Annotated in this window: 21 protein-coding genes and 1 pseudogene; 9 read left to right on the forward strand and 13 right to left on the reverse strand. The window is 69.8% G+C overall.

Going from position 1 to position 18,876, the window contains the following annotated elements:
• Positions 1 to 127 precede the first annotated feature (127 nt).
• The 3 genes from ACTOQ1_RS26100 (at position 128) to ACTOQ1_RS26110 (ending at position 2,588) form a co-directional block, all read left to right on the forward strand.
• The gene (locus ACTOQ1_RS26100; RefSeq protein ID WP_440070648.1) at positions 128 to 760 is read left to right on the forward strand and encodes a sigma-70 family RNA polymerase sigma factor; all 633 of its coding nucleotides are present in this window, start codon (positions 128 to 130) and stop codon (positions 758 to 760) included.
• A complete protein-coding gene (locus ACTOQ1_RS26105) occupies positions 757 to 1,479 on the forward strand; it encodes a zf-HC2 domain-containing protein (RefSeq protein WP_440070649.1) in 723 nt (240 codons plus the stop codon). The genes ACTOQ1_RS26100 and ACTOQ1_RS26105 overlap by 4 nt, the downstream gene beginning before the upstream one ends.
• 158 nt (positions 1,480 to 1,637) lie before the next feature.
• Entirely contained in the window at positions 1,638 to 2,588 is a 951-nt protein-coding gene (locus ACTOQ1_RS26110) for a CHRD domain-containing protein (protein WP_440070650.1), read from the forward strand.
• Positions 2,589 to 2,814: 226 nt separating this feature from the next.
• Here ACTOQ1_RS26110 and ACTOQ1_RS26115 read toward each other — a convergent pair whose 3' ends face one another.
• Positions 2,815 to 3,231 (reverse strand): winged helix-turn-helix transcriptional regulator, encoded by a 417-nt coding sequence (locus tag ACTOQ1_RS26115; RefSeq protein WP_440070651.1) that lies wholly within the window; start codon positions 3,229 to 3,231, stop codon positions 2,815 to 2,817.
• Positions 3,232 to 3,326: 95 nt separating this feature from the next.
• Here ACTOQ1_RS26115 and ACTOQ1_RS26120 point away from each other — a divergent pair, with 95 nt between their 5' ends.
• Positions 3,327 to 4,259 carry an NADP-dependent oxidoreductase gene (locus ACTOQ1_RS26120; protein ID WP_440070652.1) on the forward strand — a complete coding sequence of 311 codons (933 nt, stop codon included), beginning with the start codon at positions 3,327 to 3,329 and terminating at the stop codon, positions 4,257 to 4,259.
• A 375-nt stretch (positions 4,260 to 4,634) separates the two neighbouring features.
• Positions 4,635 to 4,745, forward strand: a pseudogene (locus tag ACTOQ1_RS26125) (hypothetical protein); the annotation flags it as partial.
• Here the strand turns inward: ACTOQ1_RS26125 and ACTOQ1_RS26130 are convergent.
• From ACTOQ1_RS26130 to dnaB, 4 genes are all read right to left on the reverse strand, one after another.
• Positions 4,709 to 5,833, reverse strand: coding sequence for a glycosyltransferase (locus tag ACTOQ1_RS26130; RefSeq protein ID WP_440070653.1), 1,125 nt, complete (start codon positions 5,831 to 5,833; stop codon positions 4,709 to 4,711). The pseudogene ACTOQ1_RS26125 and the gene ACTOQ1_RS26130 sit on opposite strands and share 37 nt — an antisense overlap.
• Positions 5,830 to 6,843, reverse strand: coding sequence for an iron-containing redox enzyme family protein (locus tag ACTOQ1_RS26135; RefSeq protein WP_440070654.1), 1,014 nt, complete (start codon positions 6,841 to 6,843; stop codon positions 5,830 to 5,832). Before ACTOQ1_RS26135 ends, ACTOQ1_RS26130 begins: the two co-directional genes overlap by 4 nt.
• A 308-nt stretch (positions 6,844 to 7,151) precedes the next feature.
• Positions 7,152 to 7,691: a cysteine hydrolase family protein gene (locus tag ACTOQ1_RS26140; RefSeq protein ID WP_440070655.1), complete on the reverse strand. Its 540-nt coding sequence runs from the start codon at positions 7,689 to 7,691 to the stop codon at positions 7,152 to 7,154.
• 490 nt (positions 7,692 to 8,181) lie between these two features.
• Positions 8,182 to 9,537 (reverse strand): replicative DNA helicase, encoded by a 1,356-nt coding sequence (gene dnaB, locus ACTOQ1_RS26145; RefSeq protein WP_344744206.1) that lies wholly within the window; start codon positions 9,535 to 9,537, stop codon positions 8,182 to 8,184.
• A gap of 272 nt (positions 9,538 to 9,809) precedes the next feature.
• Between dnaB and ACTOQ1_RS26150 the strand changes: the two genes are divergently transcribed.
• The 3 genes from ACTOQ1_RS26150 (at position 9,810) to ACTOQ1_RS26160 (ending at position 13,221) form a co-directional block, all read left to right on the forward strand.
• Entirely contained in the window at positions 9,810 to 10,136 is a 327-nt protein-coding gene (locus ACTOQ1_RS26150) for a hypothetical protein (protein ID WP_440070656.1), read from the forward strand.
• Positions 10,112 to 11,344 (forward strand): MATE family efflux transporter, encoded by a 1,233-nt coding sequence (locus tag ACTOQ1_RS26155; RefSeq protein WP_440070657.1) that lies wholly within the window; start codon positions 10,112 to 10,114, stop codon positions 11,342 to 11,344. Before ACTOQ1_RS26150 ends, ACTOQ1_RS26155 begins: the two co-directional genes overlap by 25 nt.
• A gap of 254 nt (positions 11,345 to 11,598) precedes the next feature.
• Positions 11,599 to 13,221 (forward strand): APC family permease, encoded by a 1,623-nt coding sequence (locus ACTOQ1_RS26160; protein WP_440070658.1) that lies wholly within the window; start codon positions 11,599 to 11,601, stop codon positions 13,219 to 13,221.
• 51 nt (positions 13,222 to 13,272) lie between these two features.
• Here the strand turns inward: ACTOQ1_RS26160 and ACTOQ1_RS26165 are convergent, their stop codons facing one another.
• From ACTOQ1_RS26165 to rpsF, 7 genes are all read right to left on the reverse strand, one after another.
• The gene (locus tag ACTOQ1_RS26165) at positions 13,273 to 14,016 is read right to left on the reverse strand and encodes an amino acid ABC transporter ATP-binding protein (protein WP_440070659.1); all 744 of its coding nucleotides are present in this window, start codon (positions 14,014 to 14,016) and stop codon (positions 13,273 to 13,275) included.
• Positions 14,017 to 14,089: 73 nt separating this feature from the next.
• A complete protein-coding gene (locus tag ACTOQ1_RS26170; protein WP_440070660.1) occupies positions 14,090 to 14,956 on the reverse strand; it encodes an amino acid ABC transporter permease in 867 nt (288 codons plus the stop codon).
• A gap of 145 nt (positions 14,957 to 15,101) precedes the next feature.
• Entirely contained in the window at positions 15,102 to 15,989 is an 888-nt protein-coding gene (locus ACTOQ1_RS26175) for an ABC transporter substrate-binding protein (RefSeq protein ID WP_440070661.1), read from the reverse strand.
• Between the two features lie 301 nt (positions 15,990 to 16,290).
• Positions 16,291 to 16,737 carry a 50S ribosomal protein L9 gene (gene rplI, locus ACTOQ1_RS26180; RefSeq protein WP_344744211.1) on the reverse strand — a complete coding sequence of 149 codons (447 nt, stop codon included), beginning with the start codon at positions 16,735 to 16,737 and terminating at the stop codon, positions 16,291 to 16,293.
• Positions 16,738 to 16,751: 14 nt separating this feature from the next.
• The gene (gene rpsR, locus ACTOQ1_RS26185) at positions 16,752 to 16,988 is read right to left on the reverse strand and encodes a 30S ribosomal protein S18 (RefSeq protein ID WP_012895699.1); all 237 of its coding nucleotides are present in this window, start codon (positions 16,986 to 16,988) and stop codon (positions 16,752 to 16,754) included.
• A gap of 101 nt (positions 16,989 to 17,089) precedes the next feature.
• The gene (locus ACTOQ1_RS26190; RefSeq protein WP_350968673.1) at positions 17,090 to 17,653 is read right to left on the reverse strand and encodes a single-stranded DNA-binding protein; all 564 of its coding nucleotides are present in this window, start codon (positions 17,651 to 17,653) and stop codon (positions 17,090 to 17,092) included.
• Positions 17,654 to 17,730: 77 nt separating this feature from the next.
• Entirely contained in the window at positions 17,731 to 18,021 is a 291-nt protein-coding gene (gene rpsF, locus ACTOQ1_RS26195; RefSeq protein WP_030919721.1) for a 30S ribosomal protein S6, read from the reverse strand.
• Positions 18,022 to 18,277: 256 nt separating this feature from the next.
• Between rpsF and ACTOQ1_RS26200 the strand changes: the two genes are divergently transcribed.
• Entirely contained in the window at positions 18,278 to 18,589 is a 312-nt protein-coding gene (locus tag ACTOQ1_RS26200) for a hypothetical protein (RefSeq protein ID WP_440070662.1), read from the forward strand.
• 101 nt (positions 18,590 to 18,690) lie between these two features.
• Here the strand turns inward: ACTOQ1_RS26200 and ACTOQ1_RS26205 are convergent, their stop codons facing one another.
• Positions 18,691 to 18,876, reverse strand: a complete 186-nt coding sequence (locus ACTOQ1_RS26205; RefSeq protein WP_329088054.1) for a hypothetical protein — start codon at positions 18,874 to 18,876, stop codon at positions 18,691 to 18,693.

The raw sequence follows: 18,876 nt of genomic DNA on the forward strand, positions 1-18,876 counted from the left end.
GGCCCGCTCCAGCGGGCACCGCGGTGATCGCGGAACCGCCGTCCGGCATCCGCGCCCACGATGAGGCAGGCGATACCGCCCCGTGCACCCGTCACGACCCCCCGGCGCGAACCGCGGGGCGCGCGTGATGACGCGGCAGGACGCCTGCCCCTCCCCGCCGGCCGATTTCTCCGGAGAGAACCTCGACGTGAAAGCCTCCTCCTGGCCCGGTGACCGGCGGAACCGGTCCCGCCGTCTGCGACCGGTCGACGCCCCCGACGACGAGCTGATCGTCGCGGAGCTGTACCGGGCGTACCACCGGCCGCTGCTCTCCTTCGTCGTACGGCTCACCCGCGGTGACGTGCAGTGGGCCGAGGACGTGGTGCAGGAGACCATGGTCCGGGCGTGGCGCAGCGCGGACCGGTTCGACGCCGACGTGTCGTCCCTGATGCCTTGGCTGGCGACGGTCGCCAGGCATATCGTGATCGACGACCAACGCCGTAAGGACGCGCGTCCCCACGAGGCGGGTGAGGGACCACTGGAGAGTGTGCCCATGCCCGATCAGATGGAAGATCTCTTGCGACAGGTCGTCGTGTCGGACGCGCTCGACTCGCTGTCTCCCGCCCACCGCGAGATCCTCAGGGAGACGGTCCTGCGCGACCGGTCGGTGAACGAGGCCGCCGAGACGCTCGGCATCCCGGTGGGCACGGTGAAGTCGAGGGCGTACTACGCCCTCCGCGCGCTGCGCGTCGCCCTTGAGGAGAGAGGGGTGACGGCATGACCTCGCAGGTGGAGCACACCGACGTGGGCGCGTACGCCCTGGGCATCCTCGAAGAGCCCGACCGGACGGCTTTCTCGAACCACCTGGCCTCGTGCCCGTCCTGCACCGCAGAGCTTCAGGAGCTGTCCGGGGTGGCGGGCGCCCTCGCCGGCATCGGACCCCTGGAAGACGAGCGCGACGACGCCGACACCGGCGACCGGGGTCCCGCCGAGGTGGTCAACCTGCTGCGCCGCCGCAAGGCGGCCGACCGGCGCGCCCGCAGGGGCACGTTCGTGATCGGCGCCGCCGCGGCCGTCACCCTGGTCGCCGGTGGGATCGCGGTGGGCACCTCGATCTCCGGCGAGAGCGGGAGCGCCCCCGTCGGCCACTCCGCGCACGGCCCCGCCGAGGACGCCTACCGGTCCGGCACGCCGCTCGCGGGCACGGGTGCCTCCGGTGTCACCGGCGGCCTGGTGCTGGAGACGAAGGGCTGGGGCACCCACGCCGCCCTGGAGCTCAGGGGCGTCAAGGGGCCGCTGGAGTGCGAGCTGGTCGCCGTCTCCCGGAGCGGCGAGCGGCGCGTGGTCACCGGATGGGCGGTGCCCGAGCGGGGCTACGGGGTGCCGGGCTCTCCCGAACCGCTCTACGTGCACGGCGGGGTCGCCTGGGGGCCGGCCGGGATAGACCGCTTCGAGGTGCGCACGACCGGCGGCGACACGCTGCTCACCGTCATGGTCTGAGCGGGGCATCCTAGCCCTTCCCCGGAACGGGAGCGCCTCTCCGGGGCCGTTTCCCCATGTGCTTTTTTACGTATTTGAAGATTGAACCATATGTAGCCGTGGCGCCGTACCACCGGCAGAAGCACGCAGCAGCCCCTTACAGCTACGAGAGGTTCACGATGTCCAAGCGCACCCTCACCGTCTCCGGCGTGGCCATCGCCGCGGCCCTGCTCTCCTCGGCCCTCGCCCCGGCCGCGCAGGCCGCACAGGCCGGCACAGCCTCGGCCACGCAGTCTGATACCGCGAGCACAGCCGACGCCTACTTCGCGGGCACCCTGCTCGGTAAGAACGAGGTGCCGGTCAGCGGCGGTCCCGCCGTCGGCGACAAGAACGGCAAGGCCATCGCCGTGGTCCGCATCCGCGGCAACGAGGTCTCCTACGCCGTACGGTGGGAGGGGACGGCCACCCCCACCGCGTTCCACATCCACCAGGGCAAGGCCGGTAAGAACGGCGACGTGAAGGTCGGCTTCTTCATGGAGGCCCTGCCGGGCGGCAGCAAGGCCATCCTCGGCAGCGTCAAGGTCAACGACGGCGGCCTGCTGTCCGGGATCAAGAAGAACCCGAAGAACTGGTACCTCAACCTGCACACCGCCGAGTTCCCGGGTGGCGCGGTGCGCGCCCAGATGCACCGGATCCACCCGACCAACCTGGCCAACGTGCTGGCCAGCGGGGTGCACCCCAGCTACCACTCCAACGCCGACGGCCGCCAGGAGGTCCCGGCCCCCGGCAAGAAGGTCGGCGACCCGAACGGCCGCGCCGAGTGGCTTGTCGGCATCAAGGGCACGAAGGTCTACTACGCCACCATCTGGGAGAAGCTCGCCGCCCCCACCAACGGGCACATCCACCGTGGCAAGAAGGGCAAGAACGGCGATGTCGTGATCGACTTCTTCGCCGACACGAACGGCCTGCCCAAGGGCGTCACCGGCATCGCCGGCACCGCGTCGGTGAAGTCCGACATCGCCCGGGGCATCAAGAAGAACCCGAAGAACTGGTACACCAACCTGCACACCACCGAGTTCGGCGGCGGCGCGGTGCGCGGCCAGCTCTACCGGTCCGGCAGCGGCTGGTAGAACGACGTCCGGGGATCACGCGGCGGTCGTGAGCGTCCGGACGCGGAGGGGATCCACGGCGGCCACGAGCCATCCGTGACCCCGGAGACGACGGCGCCCGTCACCCGGAACACGATTCCGGGCGGCGGGCGCCGTCGCGCGTGGCGGCCGATGACGCGCTCGGATTCCGCTCGGGCCCGCTGGACGGGCCCGCACGCGTGACGGTCGGCGACACGCCCGGGTCCGCTCAGCCCACCTGGACGGGCCCGGGTTCCTCGGCCGCGCGGAGGTCGTAGAGCTCGCGAGCGGCCATGATCTCGGCCACGTGCTTCTCCGACCAGCTCTTGACGCCCTCCATCAGCGTGACCACGCTCCGCCCCAGCGCGCTGAGCTCGTACTCCACCCGGGGCGGGATCGTCGGGTAGACGGTGCGGGTCACCATCCCGTCGCGTTCCATGTTCCGCAGCGTCTGGGTGAGGCTCTTCTGGGTGATCCCGTCGATCCTGCGGCGGAGCACCCCGAACCGGACCGGGCCGTCCCGCAGGGCGTCCACCAGCAGGCACGTCCACTTGTTGGCGATCGCCTCCAGGACCTTCCGCGAGCCGCACTCCCGAAGGTACGCGTTCGCGGCGCCGTGCTCCCGCAGGCCAGAAGTAGTTTCCATGAGGTACCTATATATCCAAAAGGTGCCTTCTTTCAATGAGATACCGGTGTCGCCGACGATTGATCCCGAAGAACTTCCCTTCAGAGGAGATCACGATGCGCGTCATCACCCAGTCCGCCGTCGGCGACCCTTCCGTGCTCGATGTCGCCGAGGTCGACCGGCCGGAGCCGGATCACGGGCAGGTCCTGATCAAGGTCAGGGCCGCCGGGGTCAACCCGGTCGACGGAGCGGTCCGCTCCGGCCTCTTCCCGCTGCTCGGCCCGCCGCCCTTCACCCTCGGCTGGGACGTCGCGGGCACGGTCGAGTCCACCGGGCCCGGCGTGTCCGCGTTCGCCCCCGGTGACGAGGTGCTGGGCCTGCTCGCCTTCCCCGGCGCCGGCAACGCCTACGCCGACTACGTGCTCGCCTCGCCCAACGAGATCGTCCACCGGCCCGCCGCGCTGCCCGTGGAGCAGGCGGGAGGGCTCCCCCTGGCCGGGCTGACCGCCTGGCAGGCGCTGGTCGGCATCGCCCGTGTCGCCGAGGGACAGCGGGTTCTCGTGCACGCCGCCGGAGGAGGGGTCGGCCACCTCGCCGTCCAGGTCGCCGCCTCTTTCGGGGCGCACGTCACCGGTACCGCCCGAACCGCCAAGCACGACCTCCTGCGCGAGCTCGGCGCGGACACCCTGGTCGATCACACCACCGCGGACTTCGTCGCGGAGACCGCACCGGTGGACGTGGTGTTCGATCTGGTGGGCGGCGAGTACGGGGAACGTTCCGCCGCCGCGCTCAAGCCCGGCGGCCTGCTCGTCGGAGCGCTGGGGGGCGACCTCGGCATCACGCGGGAACGCGCGGCCGAGCTGGGCGTACGGCTGGCGGTGGTGAGCGTGCGCCCCTCGGCGGCCGACCTGTCACGGCTGACGGCCCTGGCGGAGTCGGGCCGGCTCAGGGTCCACCTGGATCAGGTGCTGCCGCTGGCCGAGGCGGCCAAGGCACACGAGCTCCTGTCGACCCGCCGCACCACCGGGAAGATCGTCCTGACCCCCTGAGCCGCGGCGACCAGGCGGCCCCGCGGAGCCTTCCCGCGGACGTGGCCGCGGTCGAGCCGGGCGGCGAGACGCCGTCGCTGCGGGAGCCGACCGAACCTCGGGCGCCCCTGCCCCCAAGCCCGACCAGAGCGGACCGGAGGCGTTCTCCCCGACCGGGCAGCCCACCGACGTGCCGGCGGCCGGCGCGGGCACAGGGCGGGGCGTACCTGACGACCGCTCAGGGCGCACGGCCGCCCGACACCGACCACTCGCTCAAGGCCGGCCCTCGGGGTCCGGCCTCGGAAAAAGGGGCCGGGACCCGAGCCGGGCCGCGAGGGAGGCGATCGGTGTTTTTTCGCGGACGTGTCGGGCACAAGGCCTCATATGGCGCTAAAAATGGATGATTCGGTCAGCATCACCCCGTGTGAGGATGGGCCGCTGCTGATCCGGGGGCCGTTCACCCTGCTCACTCAGGACGGGACCGTCATCGATCCCGGCCGGGCGACGGTGGCGCTGTGCCGCTGCGGCCGATCCTCGGCCAAGCCGTTCTGTGACGGCTCGCACAAGCGGTCCGGTTTCCGGGCCGCGAGCGAGCCCGACGCGGTGGCCTGAGCTCGCGTCCTGAGCCGGCGGGACGAGTGCGCGGCGAGCGGTATCCGGCGCCCGGCATAGAAGATCCCGCCGCGCAGGAACCGGGCCGCCAGGGCCGGCCAGCTGCAGACGGCCCGCTCCAACAGCCACACCGGGGCGAACAGGGTGGTGGTGAAGGGAAAGACCCGCCGCCCGGCCGCGCGGCGGCGGCCGAGCTCGGCCAGGCCCATCGCCATCCCCGCACCGGCCAGGACCGGCCCCGGGCGCCGCCGCAGCAGCGCGACGGCCAGCGCGGGCACGATGGCGAGAAAGAACGCCATGCGGGCCGGTTGCGCGAGGTCTTCGTAGGCCTGCCGCACCCGCTGGGACCAGAAGTGGCGCGGATCGGGCGGCAGGCGGCGGACGTAGAGATCGAGGGGGCGCTCCTCGCGGCCGCCGTGAGCGCGGACGGTGCGGATGAGTTCGAGGTTCTCGAACATCACGTTCCCGTCGTAGCCGCCCATCGCCAGGAAGGTCGAGCGGCGCACCCCGAACGTACCGGGGTAGTCGGCGCCGAAACCGCGGTTGAGCAGGATGCGGGCGCTGTCCCAGCGAGCATGCCACGGCATCGGGTCGAAGTGGTTCTGCGGGCGGACCAGGTCTGCTTTCCGCAGCAGGGCGTCGAGGCGGGCCAGTTCGCTCTCGCCGTAGCGGACGTCGTCGTCGGCGATGATCACGTGTTCGGCACGGGCCAGGCGCATCCCGGTGATCACTCCGTTGACCTTGCCGTTGGCGAAGTCGAGGTCGCCGTCGGGTCGTACGTGCAGCGCGAGGCCGTCCCAGCGGGCGGCGTGCCGGGCGAACAGCCCGGCCGGGGAGTCGTCGACGACGATGACACGGACGCTGGAGCGCAGCCGACGCAGGTAGGCGGTCAGCTCCGCCAGCCCGGCGTCGTCACTCCAGCGCAGCGGCAGCACGTAGTCCGTGTCGAGATCCGTCTCCCGGCCCGTTTCCAGGCCTGTCACCGGGTCCCTGCCATCAGGTCCGCCTCACGCGCCTCACGCAGTGAGGAGACACCGCACCGCCAGCGATCCATGACGTGCTCGGCGAAGAGCCGGTCCAGGGCCAGGGCGCAGGCCGCGCCGTACAGGACGTCACCGGCCCGCGAGGGGTGCTGCGCCACGAAGCCGCCGCACATGTCGTGCGCCGCGACCTGCTCGTGGACGGCGTCGGCCTGCACGTGCTCGTCGTAGAAACGCCGCGCCGTCTCATCGCCGCCCAGCCTGCGCAGGCCCAGGGAGTAGCGGTGGTTGGGCGCCGAGGAGGTCATCTCGAACGCCGCCAGGTGGCCCAGCAACGCTCCGAGGTGGCGCCGGTGCAGCCCGAACAGCGACATGGTGTTGGAGATCGCCAGCGTGCTCGCCGGGACCCGCTCAAGGTAGGCGCCGTAGGAGTCGTCCAGGCCCAGCCCGCGCATGGTGGCCCGGAACAGCTCCGAATGCATCCGCTCGACGCGCCCGCCGCCGTACTCGTCGGCCTGGATCTCCACCAGCGCCGCCTTGGGACGGCCGCTCAGCCGGGGAATCGCCCAGGTGTGCGGGTCGGCCTCCTTGAGGTGATAGATCGACCGGTGCGTGACGAACTCGCGAAACTGTCCCAGGTCGGCCTGCCTGGCCAGGAACGCCGACAGGCGGGGCCCCTCGTCGGCGGCCACCAGCTCGGCCAGGGCGCGGCGCATGGGCACACCCGGCATGAACGGCGGACGCGGCACGGCCCGCGCCAGGCCCTCCTCCCATCGCCGCTCCAGCGCCTTCCTGGCCGCCAGCAGCGACGGCTCCCACTCCCACTCCTGCCGCACCTCCTCGAAACCCTGGTAGTGCAGTTCGTAGCAGGCGAAGAGCGCCAGCTGGAGGTCCTCATCCTCGACGGCCGGCCCTCCGGCCGGTGCCGACGGCGGATCGAAGGTGTGCGGCGGGTGCCTCAGCCGTTCGAAGAGCGCGGCGGTGAGAGGACCTCGGGGCGTGGGAAGCTGCATCACGATCTCCCATGGCGACGAAAGGCTCAGGTGAAGGACTCGGGGAAAAACTTGGCGGTCTCATCTTCTGGAAGGGCGTCTCGTCTTGGGGTCGCGCCGCCGGATCGCTCCCGACCCGATGGAGGTGCATGCCACGGTGACGGCGCGACCGTCGGTGCCGATGCGGCCATATACGTTCATATACGGACTTATCGAACACACGTACCGTACGCCCCTGATGCCCTCGTCTTTCCCGAGCTAACCTCCCGGCCGTACGCATGGTGAGAAAAATCGTGATCAACAACGAGAGACGGCGTGCGCGCGGCCTGTCATTCCAGGCACCGGTCTGCGGGCAGGAGGTCGGCGCGCATGTTGCGCTCCATCATCCGCAGTGACGCCTCGGCGAGGTCGGGGTGGATGTGGGCCACGCAGTCGTTGGCCACCCGGACGGAGAAGTCGCGCACGTAGGCGTCCAGCGCGCTGTAGAGCACGCACTGCTCGGTGACCTGTCCGGCCAGCACGACGGTGTCGATCTCCTCGCGGCGCAGCAGGTACTCCAGTGGCGTGCCGAAGAACGCGCTGTGGCGCACCTTGGGCATGAAGGCGCAGTCGTCCGGGGGAAGCACCGGCTCGACCAGGTCGGGGCGCCGGCCCTCCAGGGCGCGCCGCCGCAGGTCCTCGGTCGTGGCGGCGAAGTCGCCGTGGTTGTCGTTGACGACTATCAGCCGGGCGTCTCGATGCCGGTGGGCGCGCCTCATCAGCCTCGCCAGGGGCTCCACGATCTGCTCGACGCTCTTTTCCAGGGTGTCGGCGTCCTCGTGGTCGTAGGGATTCAGCATGTCCACCACGATCACCGCAACAGCACCCATGCCCTCACCCCCTCATGATCAGGCCGTATGTGATCACGGCCGTCCGTACGAGAAACCGTGATCACCCGCGGGTCTCAGCCCTGTCCCGTCTCTTCCTTGCCGTAACCGAGGGTCTGCGCCACCTCCGCCAGGGTGGCGAAGGTCTGCTCCGGCAGTGATCGCACCGCCTTGAGCACCGCGTCGGGCACGTCCTGCTCCTGTCCCCCGGATGCGCCGCGACCCCACCCCCGGGCCCCGACGCCTCTCTTCTACCTGCGAGTTTTCTGCCTGCGAGCGGGCTCTTACCCGCTCCCCAGTGGGCAAACATCCACGTGAGCGACACAGGCCCGCCGATCCGGCGGGCGCGGCGAAGACGCGGACGGGGCGGAGAGGAAGAGCAAGGAGAACAGGGCCGTGCGGCGGCCGGGTGAGCTCCAACCGGCACTCGTGGATCACCGAACCGCGGGCGGTGGCCCAGCCGCGGGAAACGAGGACCCGCGTCGCGCGAGGTCTAGTGAGGGGCCATGTCGACGAAACGGCTGTAGTGGCCCTGGAAGGCCACGGTGACCGTGGCGGTGGGACCGTTACGGTGCTTGGCCACGATCAGGTCGGCCTCGCCCGCCCTGGGCGACTCGCGCTCGTAGGCGTCCTCCCGGTGGAGAAGAATGACCATGTCCGCATCCTGCTCGATGCTTCCGGACTCGCGCAGGTCGCTGACCATGGGCCTCTTGTCCGTCCGCTGCTCCGGGCCACGGTTGAGCTGGGAGATCGCGATCACCGGGACCTCCAGCTCCTTGGCGAGGAGCTTGATGGCCCGGGAGATCTCGGAGACCTCGTTCTGGCGGCTCTCGGTCTTCTTCGGCGAGGACATCAGCTGCAGGTAGTCGATGATGACGAACCGCAGGTCGTTGCGCTGCTTGAGACGGCGGCACTTGGCCCTGATCTCCATCATCGACATGTTGGGCGAGTCGTCGATGAACAGCGGGGCCTCGGCCACCTCGCCCATCCGCCGGGCCAGCTTGGCCCAGTCGTCGTCGGTCATGGTGCCGGACCGCATGGCGTGCAGCGCCACCCGCGCCTCGGCCGACAGCAGACGCATCGTGATCTCATTACGCGACATTTCCAGCGAGAACACCACAGTCGTCATACCGTGCTTGATAGCGGCAGATCTCGCGAAATCCAGCCCCAAAGTCGACTTCCCAATGGCCGGACGGGCGGCCACGACGATCATCTGGCCGGGGTGCAGGCCGTTGGTGAGGGAGTCGAGGTCCTGGAAGCCGGTGGGGACCCCGACCATCTGGCCGCTGCGGCCGCCGATGGCCTCCAGCTCGTCGAGGGCGCCCGGCATGATGTCGGCCAGCGGGATGTAGTCCTCGGAGGTGCGGCGCTCGGTGACCTTGTAGATCTCCGCCTGGGCGCGGTCGACGAGGTCGTCGACCTCCTCGTCCTGGCCGCCGTAGCCGTAGGAGACGATGCGGGTGCCGGCCTCGATCAGGCGGCGGAGGATGGCCTGTTCGCGGACGATCCTCGCGTAGTAACCGGCGTTGGCCGCGGTCGGGACGACGGCGGTCAGCGTGTGGAGGTAGGCGCCGCCGCCGATCCTGGCGACCTCGCCCCGCTTCTGCAGCTCGTCGAGGATGGTGACGGCGTCGGCGGGGTCGCCCCGGCCGTAGAGGTCGGTGATGATGTCGTAGATGATCTGGTGGGCCGGACGGTAGAAGTCGTCGGACCGCAGGATCTCGACCACGTCGGCGATGGCGTCCTTGGACAGCAGCATGCCGCCCAGGACCGACTGCTCGGCCTCGATGTTGTTCGGTGGGGTGCGCTCGAATCTCGGCTCGAAGACCGGCGGCTCCGCGATGCTCACCACACACCCCCTCTTTCGAACACAGTTACGTTATCTCTATTTGTAGCCGATCGGTGTGACAGTTTCGCGGCTTCACGCCCGGCTGGCAACGCGGCCTGTCGACAGAGGTGTGGATAAGCTGTGCACTTCTTCCCCAGAGGTGTGGGCACCCTGGGGACAGTTCTGTGGATAACTGTTGTCCACAGCTGTGGATACCTCTGTGACCAGGGGAAACGTCATCCACTGCCTGTGGAGAAAAGAAAGTTGGCACGACACGCCGAAAGTCGCCCCAGATGACACCCTCTGACGGGTTCATCCCGCTGAAGATCCATCCGGTGGTAAGAGGCACAATAGACGAGTGCCTCTTACCCCTCGATCCGGCCGATCCGAACGGTCCCGATCCGGCCGATCCGACGCATCAGGTCGATCCGACGCATCAGGTCGGTCCGGCGAATCAGGTCGGTCCGGCGAATCAGGCCGGGCCGACGGATCCGGTCGCTTCGGTGGATCGGGCGGATCCGGCCGGTCCGGCGGATCCGGTCGCGACCACGACCGGCAGATCCTGCGGCTGGCGCTGCCCGCGTTCGGCGCCCTGGTGGCCGAACCGCTGTTCCTGCTGACCGACACCGTCGTCGTCGGCCGCCTGCCCGCCCCCGCGCTCGGCGCCCTGGGAGTGGCGAGCACGGTGCTGAGCTTCCTGGTGGGACTGTGCGTGTTCCTGGCGTACGGCACGACCGCGGCGGTGGCACGGCAGATCGGGGCGGGCGAGACCGGGCGGGCGCTCCGGCAGGGGGTGGACGGCCTCTGGCTGGCCGCCGGGGTGGGAGTGGCGATCATCGTGGTCGTCTGGCCGCTGGCTCCCTCGCTGGTTCACCTGATCGGCGCCGAGGGCGAGCTCGCCCGGCAGGCGGTGACCTACCTGCGGATCAGCCTGCTGGGCGTCCCCGCCATGCTGCTGGTGCTCGCGGGCACGGGCGTGCTGCGCGGCATGCAGGACACCGCCACCCCGCTGGTGGTGGCGGTGGGGGCCTTCGCGCTGAACGCCGTGCTCAACATCGTGTTCGTCCTGGGACTGGGCTGGGGGATCGCGGGCTCGGCCTGGGGCACCGTGCTGGCCCAGTCGCTCGCCGCCACCGTCTATCTCCTGCTGATCCTCGTCCGGTACCGCGCGCCGTTCCGCCCCGATCTGGCGGGCGTGCGGGCGGCGGGCTCGGCCGGAATCGCTCTGATCATCCGTACGGCGTGCCTTCAGCTGGTCCTGGCCGTCGCGACCGCCGCGGCCACCCGCATGGGAGAGCAGCAGATCGAGGCGCACACCGTCGCCATCAGGATCTGGACCCTGATGGCGTTCGCCCTGGACGCGATCGCCATCGCCGGGCAGGCGATCACCGGCCGCGCGCTGGGCGCCGGCGACGTGGCGGGAGCCCGCGGCGCGACCGGGAGGATGGTCGTCTGGGGGGTCGGCTCGGGCGTGCTGCTCAGCTTCCTCATCGTGCTGGCCAGGCCTTTCGTGCCCGCGCTGTTCGACGCCGGCCCCGTCGTCGCCGCGGAGTTGCTCGACCTGCTCTGGGTGGTGGCCGCCCTGCAGCCCGTCGCCGGGGTGGTGTTCGTGCTGGACGGCGTGCTGATCGGGGCCGGGGACCGGCGCTACCTCGCCTGGGCGGGGGTGTGGACGACGATCGCCTACCTGCCCGCCGCGTTCCTGGTGGACCTGCGGGGCGGCGGCCTGGTGACGCTCTGGCTGGCGCTCGGGCTGTGGATGACGGCCCGGCTGGTCACCCTGTCGACGCGGGCGTACGGCAGGGCGTGGCTGGTGGTCGGCGGCTGAAGCGACTGAACCGGCCGAAGCGGCCGGGTGGACGCCAGGGAGGCGAGACGGCGGGCGGTTCGCCCGTGACGGACGGTGTCCTCCGGCAGGTGATCCAGGCGTGACACTGTGGTGTCCACGACGTGACCGGATAACCCTTGTCCGGTGGAACTCCCCTGCGGCACTGTGAAACGAGTCCCACAATATAGGGTTATCAGCCCACCACGATTGGTCGCGTCGTGCCCGAAGGTCCTTCTTCGTCGATCGTTCGCCGCATGCCGCCGGACCATGCCACAGGCCGGTTGACCGGTGCGCGCCACGGCCTTCCCACGGCCTATCGCGGGGCTGACCTCATCGTCCTCGGCGTCGGGGTCATGATCGGCGCGGGCATCTTCGGCCTCGCCGGCCGCCAGGCCGCGAACATGGCCGGACCGGGCGTGATCCTCTCTTTCATGATCGCGGGAATCACCAGCCTGCTCGTGGCCTTCTGCTTCGCCGAGCTGTCCTCCGCCATGCCGAGCTCGGGAAGCGCCTACACCTTCGCCTACGTCATCTTCGGCGAGGTCTGGGCCTGGATCGTGGGCTGGGCGCTGGTCCTGGAACTCCTGCTGGCCACGGCGGCGGTGGCCCGCGCCTGGTCGCTCTACGCCGCCCAGATGCTCACCGACCTCGGCGTACGCCTTCCCGAGGTGATCGCGGGCATGGTCGGCCAGACCACGGGTTTCGACCTGTTCACGCTGTTCATCCTGGCGATCCTCACCGCCGTGGTGGCCCTGGGCGCCCGCGTCGGACTGCGCACCCTGTGGGTCATCGTGGTCGCCAAGCTGCTGGCCATCGGCGCGGTCATCGTGGTCGGCGCCCTCCACTTCGACCAGCGCAACCTCGCGGCCATCCCGGTGCCGGCGGTGCCCGCGGGGAGGGCAGAGGAAGCCCTGCACTCCCCGCTGCTCGGCCTCCTCCTCGGCCAGACGGGCACGTTCGGCTGGTTCGGCATCTTCGCCGCCTCGGCGGCCATCACCTTCGCGTACATCGGCTTCGACGTCGTGGCCACCGCCGCCGAGGAGTCCGAGGACGCCCCGCGGTCGATCCCGAAGGGCATCATCCGCGGGCTGGTGCTCACCACGGTCATCTACATCGCGGTCGCGGTGATCATGGTCGGGATGACCCCGTATGACAAGATCTCCACGGATGCCCCGCTCGCCAGCGCCTTCCGCGAGGCGGGCGAGGGCTTCATGGTGCACGTCATCAACATCGGGGCGGTGCTCGGCCTCACCACCGTCGTCCTGGTGCTGCTCGTCGGCCTGACCCGCGTGCTGTTCTCCATGGCGCGCGACGGGCTGATCCCCCGCTCGCTCTCCAAGATCAACCGTAGCTACCGCAGCCCGACGAGGGTCACGGTGACCATCGGATTCCTCGCGATCCTGCTGGCCGAGTTCGTGGACGTGCTGACGCTCGAACCGCTGGTCGTGATCGGGGCCCTGTTCGTGTTCATCGCCGTGGCCGGCGGGGTCGTCAGGATGCGGCAGACGATGCCGGACCTGCCACGAGGCTTCCGCACCCCGCTCTCTCCCGGCGTGCCGATCGCCTCGATCCTCGCCTGCCTGTGGCTGATGGTGAACCTGCAGCTCATCACCTGGCTGTACTTCATCATCTGGATGGCCTTCGGCGTGCTGGTCTACCTGGTGTACGGAAGGCGCAACAGCGTGCTCGCCACGACGGCGCGGCCTCTCCCCGAGACTCCCGCACGTCCCGCCCCGGGGCGCTCCCACTACGGCCCCGGGGACGGACGGACGGGCCCGCCCGGTCCGCCCGGTCCTCCGTTCGGTCCGCCCGGCGGTCCCGGCCCCGGCCCCGGACCCGGACCCGCCGCCGGGCCCCGCGGCAGGCACCGCCGCTGAGACCGTCCGCCGAGGCCTCGGCAAGCCCGGAAACCCTGGAGCGGCAAGAGGTCAAAGGCGCCGGGCGTCGATCACACTCTGTACGAACTCCCTGGTACGGGGCTCACGAGGATCGGTGAAGATCTGCTCGGGGGTGCCTCGTTCCAGGAGCACGCCGCCGTCGAGGAAGCAGACGGTGTCGGCGATCTCGCGGCAGAAACCCATCTCGTGGGTGGTCAGGACCATGGTCATGCCCCCCTCCTTGAGCTCCCGGATGATCCCGAGCACCTCCTTGACCAGCGCCGGATCCAGGGCCGAGGTGACCTCGTCCAGCAGCATCAGGCGAGGCTGGGTGGCCAGGGCCCTGATGATGGCGGCACGCTGCTGCTGGCCGCCGGAGAGCTGGTCGGGGTAGGCGTCCGCCTTGTCCGCCAGGCCGAACCTGGCCAGCAGGTCGCGGGCCTGCGACTCGGCCTGCTTCCTGCCCGTCCTGTGCACCTTGCGCGGCGCCAGCGTGATGTTGTCCAGCACGCTCATGTGCGGGAACAGGTTGAACGCCTGGAACACGATGCCCATGCGCTTGCGCACGTCGTCGGGATCGGTCCTGGCGTCGGTGATCTCCTCACCGTCCAGGGTGATCGTGCCGTCGTCGGCCGTCTCCAGCAGGTTGACGCAGCGCAGCAGGGTGGACTTGCCGGAGCCGGAGGCGCCGATCAGGCAGACCACCTCGTGCGGCTCGACCTCCAGGTCGATCCCGCGCAGCACGCTGTGGCCGCGGTAGTTCTTCCACAGGCCCTCGATGGCCAGCAGGCTCATGCCCTCTCCTCCCGTGCCGCCGCCGTCTCACCGGGCGGTGGGGCGCTGCCGCCGTACGCCCCGGTTCGCCCGCTCACTGGCCCCGCCGCCGCTGCGAGCGGGCCGCCAGGTAGTCGGTGAAGCGGGCCATGGGGATGGTGAGCAGGATGAACAGCAGCGCCGCCGCCAGGTAGGGGGTGTAGTTGAAGGTGCTGGCGACGTGGATCTGCGCCTGCCGCAGCGCCTCCAGGGGACCGATCGTGGCGACGAGCGCGGTGTCCTTCTGCAGCGAGACGAAGTCGTTGAGCAGCGGCGGCACCACCCGGCGCACGGCCTGCGGCACCACCACGTGGCGCATGGTCTGGCCGTGACTCAGCCCGAGGGATCGGGCGGCGGCCCGCTGGCTGGGGTGCACCGACTCGATGCCGGCCCGGAAGACCTCCGCCACGTACGCGCCGTACGAGAGGGTGAGCGCGATGATGCCCAGCGTCGCGAGGTCCGTCGGCGTGCCCTGCAGGCCGAGCGCGGGCAGGCCGAAGCCGACGAGATAGATGACGAGGATCGTGGGCACGCCGCGGAAGACGTCGGTGTAGATCACCGCGAGAGCGCGCAGCGGGAAGAACACCGGCGCCGTGAGGTTGCGGGCCAGCGCGACGAGCATTCCCACCACGAGGATCAGCGGCTCGGCGATCAGGAAGATCTTGATGTTGAGCAGGAACCCGCTCAGCACGTCCGGCAGCGCCTCGGTGAACTGGTCGAGGTCGAAGAACGTCTCCCGCACCCGGGGCCAGCCGGGCGAGGTGGCGAAGAGCCAGAGCAGCAGGACGATCACGAGGATCGTCGAGACCGTCGCGACGGAGCCCGAACGGATCGACGACCTCCTGCGGAGCCGCTCCCGCTCCAGCTGCCGCTCGCTCTTCGCCCAGCCGGTGGGAACCCCCAGGCGCTCGTCGCTCCTCATCGAGCGCCGCCGTGACGCGGCCCGTACGCGCTCCGCGCCCGCGGCGAACCCTCTGCCCCGGCTGCGGCTCTGCCTCGGGCCGTGGTTCCGGCTTCGGACATCGACATGAGCATGAGCATGAGCGACGTCGGAGGGGACTCCAGGGTCACTTCAGCTCCGGTGCGCCCGCGGCGGAGCCGAGCCACTCGGTCTCGATCTTCGCCAGCTCACCGGAGGCGGTCAGCTCGTCGATGGCCTCGTTGACGCAGCCCACCAGCGGGCTGCCCTTCTCGAAGACCGCGCCGAAGACCTCGGGCTCCCCGGAGGCCGTGCCGAACTGGCCGACGATCCTGGAGTTCTCGACCTGGGCCGCGGTCACGTAGAAGGCGGTGGGCAGGTCGACCACCACGGCGTCGACCTGCTTGTTCTTCAGCGCGTTGACGGCGTCGATCTGCTCGTTGTAGACGTTGATCTCGGACGACGGCTTGATGACGTCCTTGACCGCCTGCAGCGAGGTGGTGCCGATCTGCACGCCGATCTTGGCGTCCTTCAGGCCCGCCAGGTCCGTGGCGGAGGCGACCTTGGAACCGTCCAGCGCGACCACGGCCTGCTTGACCGTGTAGTAGCCCTTGCTGAAGTCGACGACCTTGGCCCGGTCGGGAGTCACCGAGACCTGGTTGACGTCGAAGTCGAACTGCTTGGCACCCGGTGCGAACGCGGAGTCGAACTTCACCGTCGCCCAGGTGACGTCACCCTTGGCGAAGCCCAGCCGGTCCGCGACGGCGTAGGCGACCGCGCTCTCGAAGCCCTTGCCGTTGGCCGGGTCGTCGTCGCTGAACCACGGCTCGTACGCGGGCTTGTCGGTGCCGATGGTCAGCTTGCCGGGGGTCTTCAGCGCGGGGCTGTCCTTGGCGCAGGCGCTGGGAGCCGTGGAGGCGCCCGAGACGCCCGAGGACGCTGGGCTCGCCTGGGTCGTCGTTTCCGAGGCCGGCGCACAGGCCACCGCGGTCGCCGCGAGGGCACCGAGCGCGAACAGCGTCGAGGGACGGACCATGGCGAAACCTCCAGGGCGAAGCAACGGTTCCCGAATTGTATGTACTAGCAGTGACCTGGGGTAACGGGATATCAAAATGTGAAATCTCCCGGCGGAAAAGAGGGTTTTCACCGGCCTTCCGGGCCCGTGTGAGGACCGGGAAGGGCAGTCCTCACCGGCTTTCCTGGCCGACGGGAGGACGTCGGCGGGAGGACCGGGAAACGGCGAGGACCCGGCGGGAGTACCGGGAAACGGCGAGGACCTGGAAAGGACAAGGGCCCCTCCCCGCGAACGGGGAGGGGCCCTTGTCGCACGGGACCTGTCAGGCCGCGACGACCTCGACATCGAGGGACGCGGAGACCTCCGGGTGCAGCTTGACGCTGACCCGGTGGGAACCGAGGCTCTTGATCGCGGAGGCGATCTCGATGCGACGGCGGTCGAGCAGGGGGCCACCGGCGGCCTTGACGGCCTCGGCGACGTCACCCGTGGTGATGGAGCCGAAGAGACGGCCGGACTCGCCGGCCTTCGTCTTCAGGACCACCTTCAGGGCCTGCAGCTGGCCGGCGACTTCCTTGGCGGTGCCGAGGTCGCGAATCTCGCGAGCGTCACGGGCCTTCTTGATCGAGGAGATCTGCTTCTCGCCGCCACGCGTCCAGAGGATCGCGAAGCCGCGGGGAAGCAGGTAGTTGCGGCCGTAGCCGCTCTTGACCTCGACGATGTCACCAGGGGCGCCGAGGCCGGTGACCTCACTGGTGAGAATGAGCTTCATCTGTCCGGACCTCCTTAGCGCGCGGTGCTCATGTACGGCAGGAGCGCCATCTCACGAGCGTTCTTGATAGCGGTCGCCACGTCACGCTGGTGCTGGGTGCAGTTGCCCGTCACCCGGCGGGCACGGATCTTGCCGCGGTCGGAGATGAACTTCCGAAGCAGCGCCGTGTCCTTGTAGTCGACGTAGGAGATCTTGTCGTGGCAGAACAGGCAAACCTTCTTCTTAGGCTTGCGCAGTGCCGGCTTGGCCATCGTGGTGCTCCTTTCAGAGCCCCGCCGTCAGGCGGGAATGGTCGCTGCGGATATGGACTGGGATTTCGGGACGCGGTCGCGGCCGTCCCGCAGGAGCGTCCCTAGAAGGGCGGTTCGTCGCTGAAGTCGCCGCCGCCGAAGCCGCCGCCACCCTGCTGCTGCTGACCGCCGCCGCCCCCGTAGTTGTTGCCGCCGCCGCCGGAGAAGCCGCCACCTTGCGGTGCGGCCGGCGCCGCGGAGGCCCACGGGTCGTTGGCGGGGCCGCCACCGAAGCCGCCACCGCCGCCACCGCCCTGACGGGCGGTCTTGTTGACCTTGGCGGTCGCGTTTCTCAGGGAGGGGCCGACCTCGTCGACCTCAACCTCGTAAACGGTGCGCTTCTCGCCTTCCTTGGTCTCGTAAGACCTCTGGCGGAGCCGTCCCTGAACGATGACCCGCATGCCGCGCTGGAGGCTCTCGGCGGCGTTCTCCGCCGCCTGCCGCCACACGTTGCAGGTCAGGAACAGGCCTTCGCCGTCTTTCCACTCGTTGGTCGTCTTGTCGAGGAACCTCGGAGTGGACGCGATGCGAAACCGGGCCACCGCTTGCCCCGTGGGGGTGAAGCGCAGCTCCGGATCGTCGACGAGGTTGCCGACGATGGTGATCGTGGTGTCGCCTGCTGCCATGGCTAGCGCTGCCCTTCCTGCGGCCTTCGCTGGTTATCGGCTCAGAGTACGGCTGCCGCCCGACAAAATGCCGGAGATTAGTGCACGTCCGGGCGCAGGACCTTGGTGCGCAGGATTCCCTCGTTGAGGTTCATCTGCCGGTCGAGCTCCTTGACCGTGGCGGGCTCGGCGCTCAGGTCGATGACGGCGTAGATGCCCTCGGGCTTCTTCGCGATGTCGTAGGACAGCCTGCGGCGACCCCACACGTCGACCTTCTCCACGGTGCCGCCGTCGTTGCGGACGACCGTGAGGAACTGGTCGAGGGAAGGGGCGACCGTACGCTCATCGAGCGAGGGGTCAAGGATGACCATCACTTCGTAACGGCGCATGCTGACTTCCAACCTCCTCTGGACTCTTGCGGTCACGACACCGTGCCGTGACAGGAGGACGCTGACGTACTTCACCTCGGGCTCCCATTTCGGCGCTCGGGGTGGAGGGTGGGCCATGACACACCCATTCGACGTAGCCGTGCCAGCCTACCAGTCCGGCAAGGGTTGGGCCGTCACCTCACCGGGCACGTCCCCATCAGGGGAAACGGGTACGTCCTGGTGAGACACGTCCTCACCGGGAAAGGGGGCGGGGAGGATGCCGCAGGTGTCCGGGCACGGCCGGAGCGGGCGTTCCCGGTTCAGGCTGAACAGCGACGGGCGGCGTCACCCCCTGGAGAACGCGCTGAGCGTCTGCACGATCCTCTGCGGGCTGATCGCCTTCGTGGCCGGGTTCTTCCCCGCGGCGCACTCCGTGGCGTCGTTCCTGGGAGTGCTGGGGTTCTTCGGCGGCCTCTACTCCCAGTACATCTCCGCGACGACGCCGGAGCGCGCGCTGAACATCGTGGGCATCGTGGCCTCGTTCGTCGGTGTGGCCTTCGGCATCCGCAACGGGGGTTTCCTCCCGTAGGGTCCCGAACCTGACGAGGGCCACACCGGCGAAGGCCGGGCCGCGGCGGCCAGGCCATGCGGGCCGGGCCGCCGGGCGGCACGCGGGCGGGGAACGGCCAGCTAGCCGGCCAGGCGCAGGTCCACGCCCAGCAGGATGAGGAACCACAGGAAGACCGCGAGCAGGGCCTCGGCGATGTCCTTCAGGAGTGCGGGGGTGATGTAGTCGTACACCCAGGCGACGTAGATGCCGATCAGGATGTAGATGAGGCCGATGAGACTGATCCCTCTGCGATAGCGAGCAGCCAC

Source organism: Streptosporangium sp. OZ121 (assembly GCF_051918885.1).
Lineage (GTDB): Bacteria > Actinomycetota > Actinomycetes > Streptosporangiales > Streptosporangiaceae > Streptosporangium.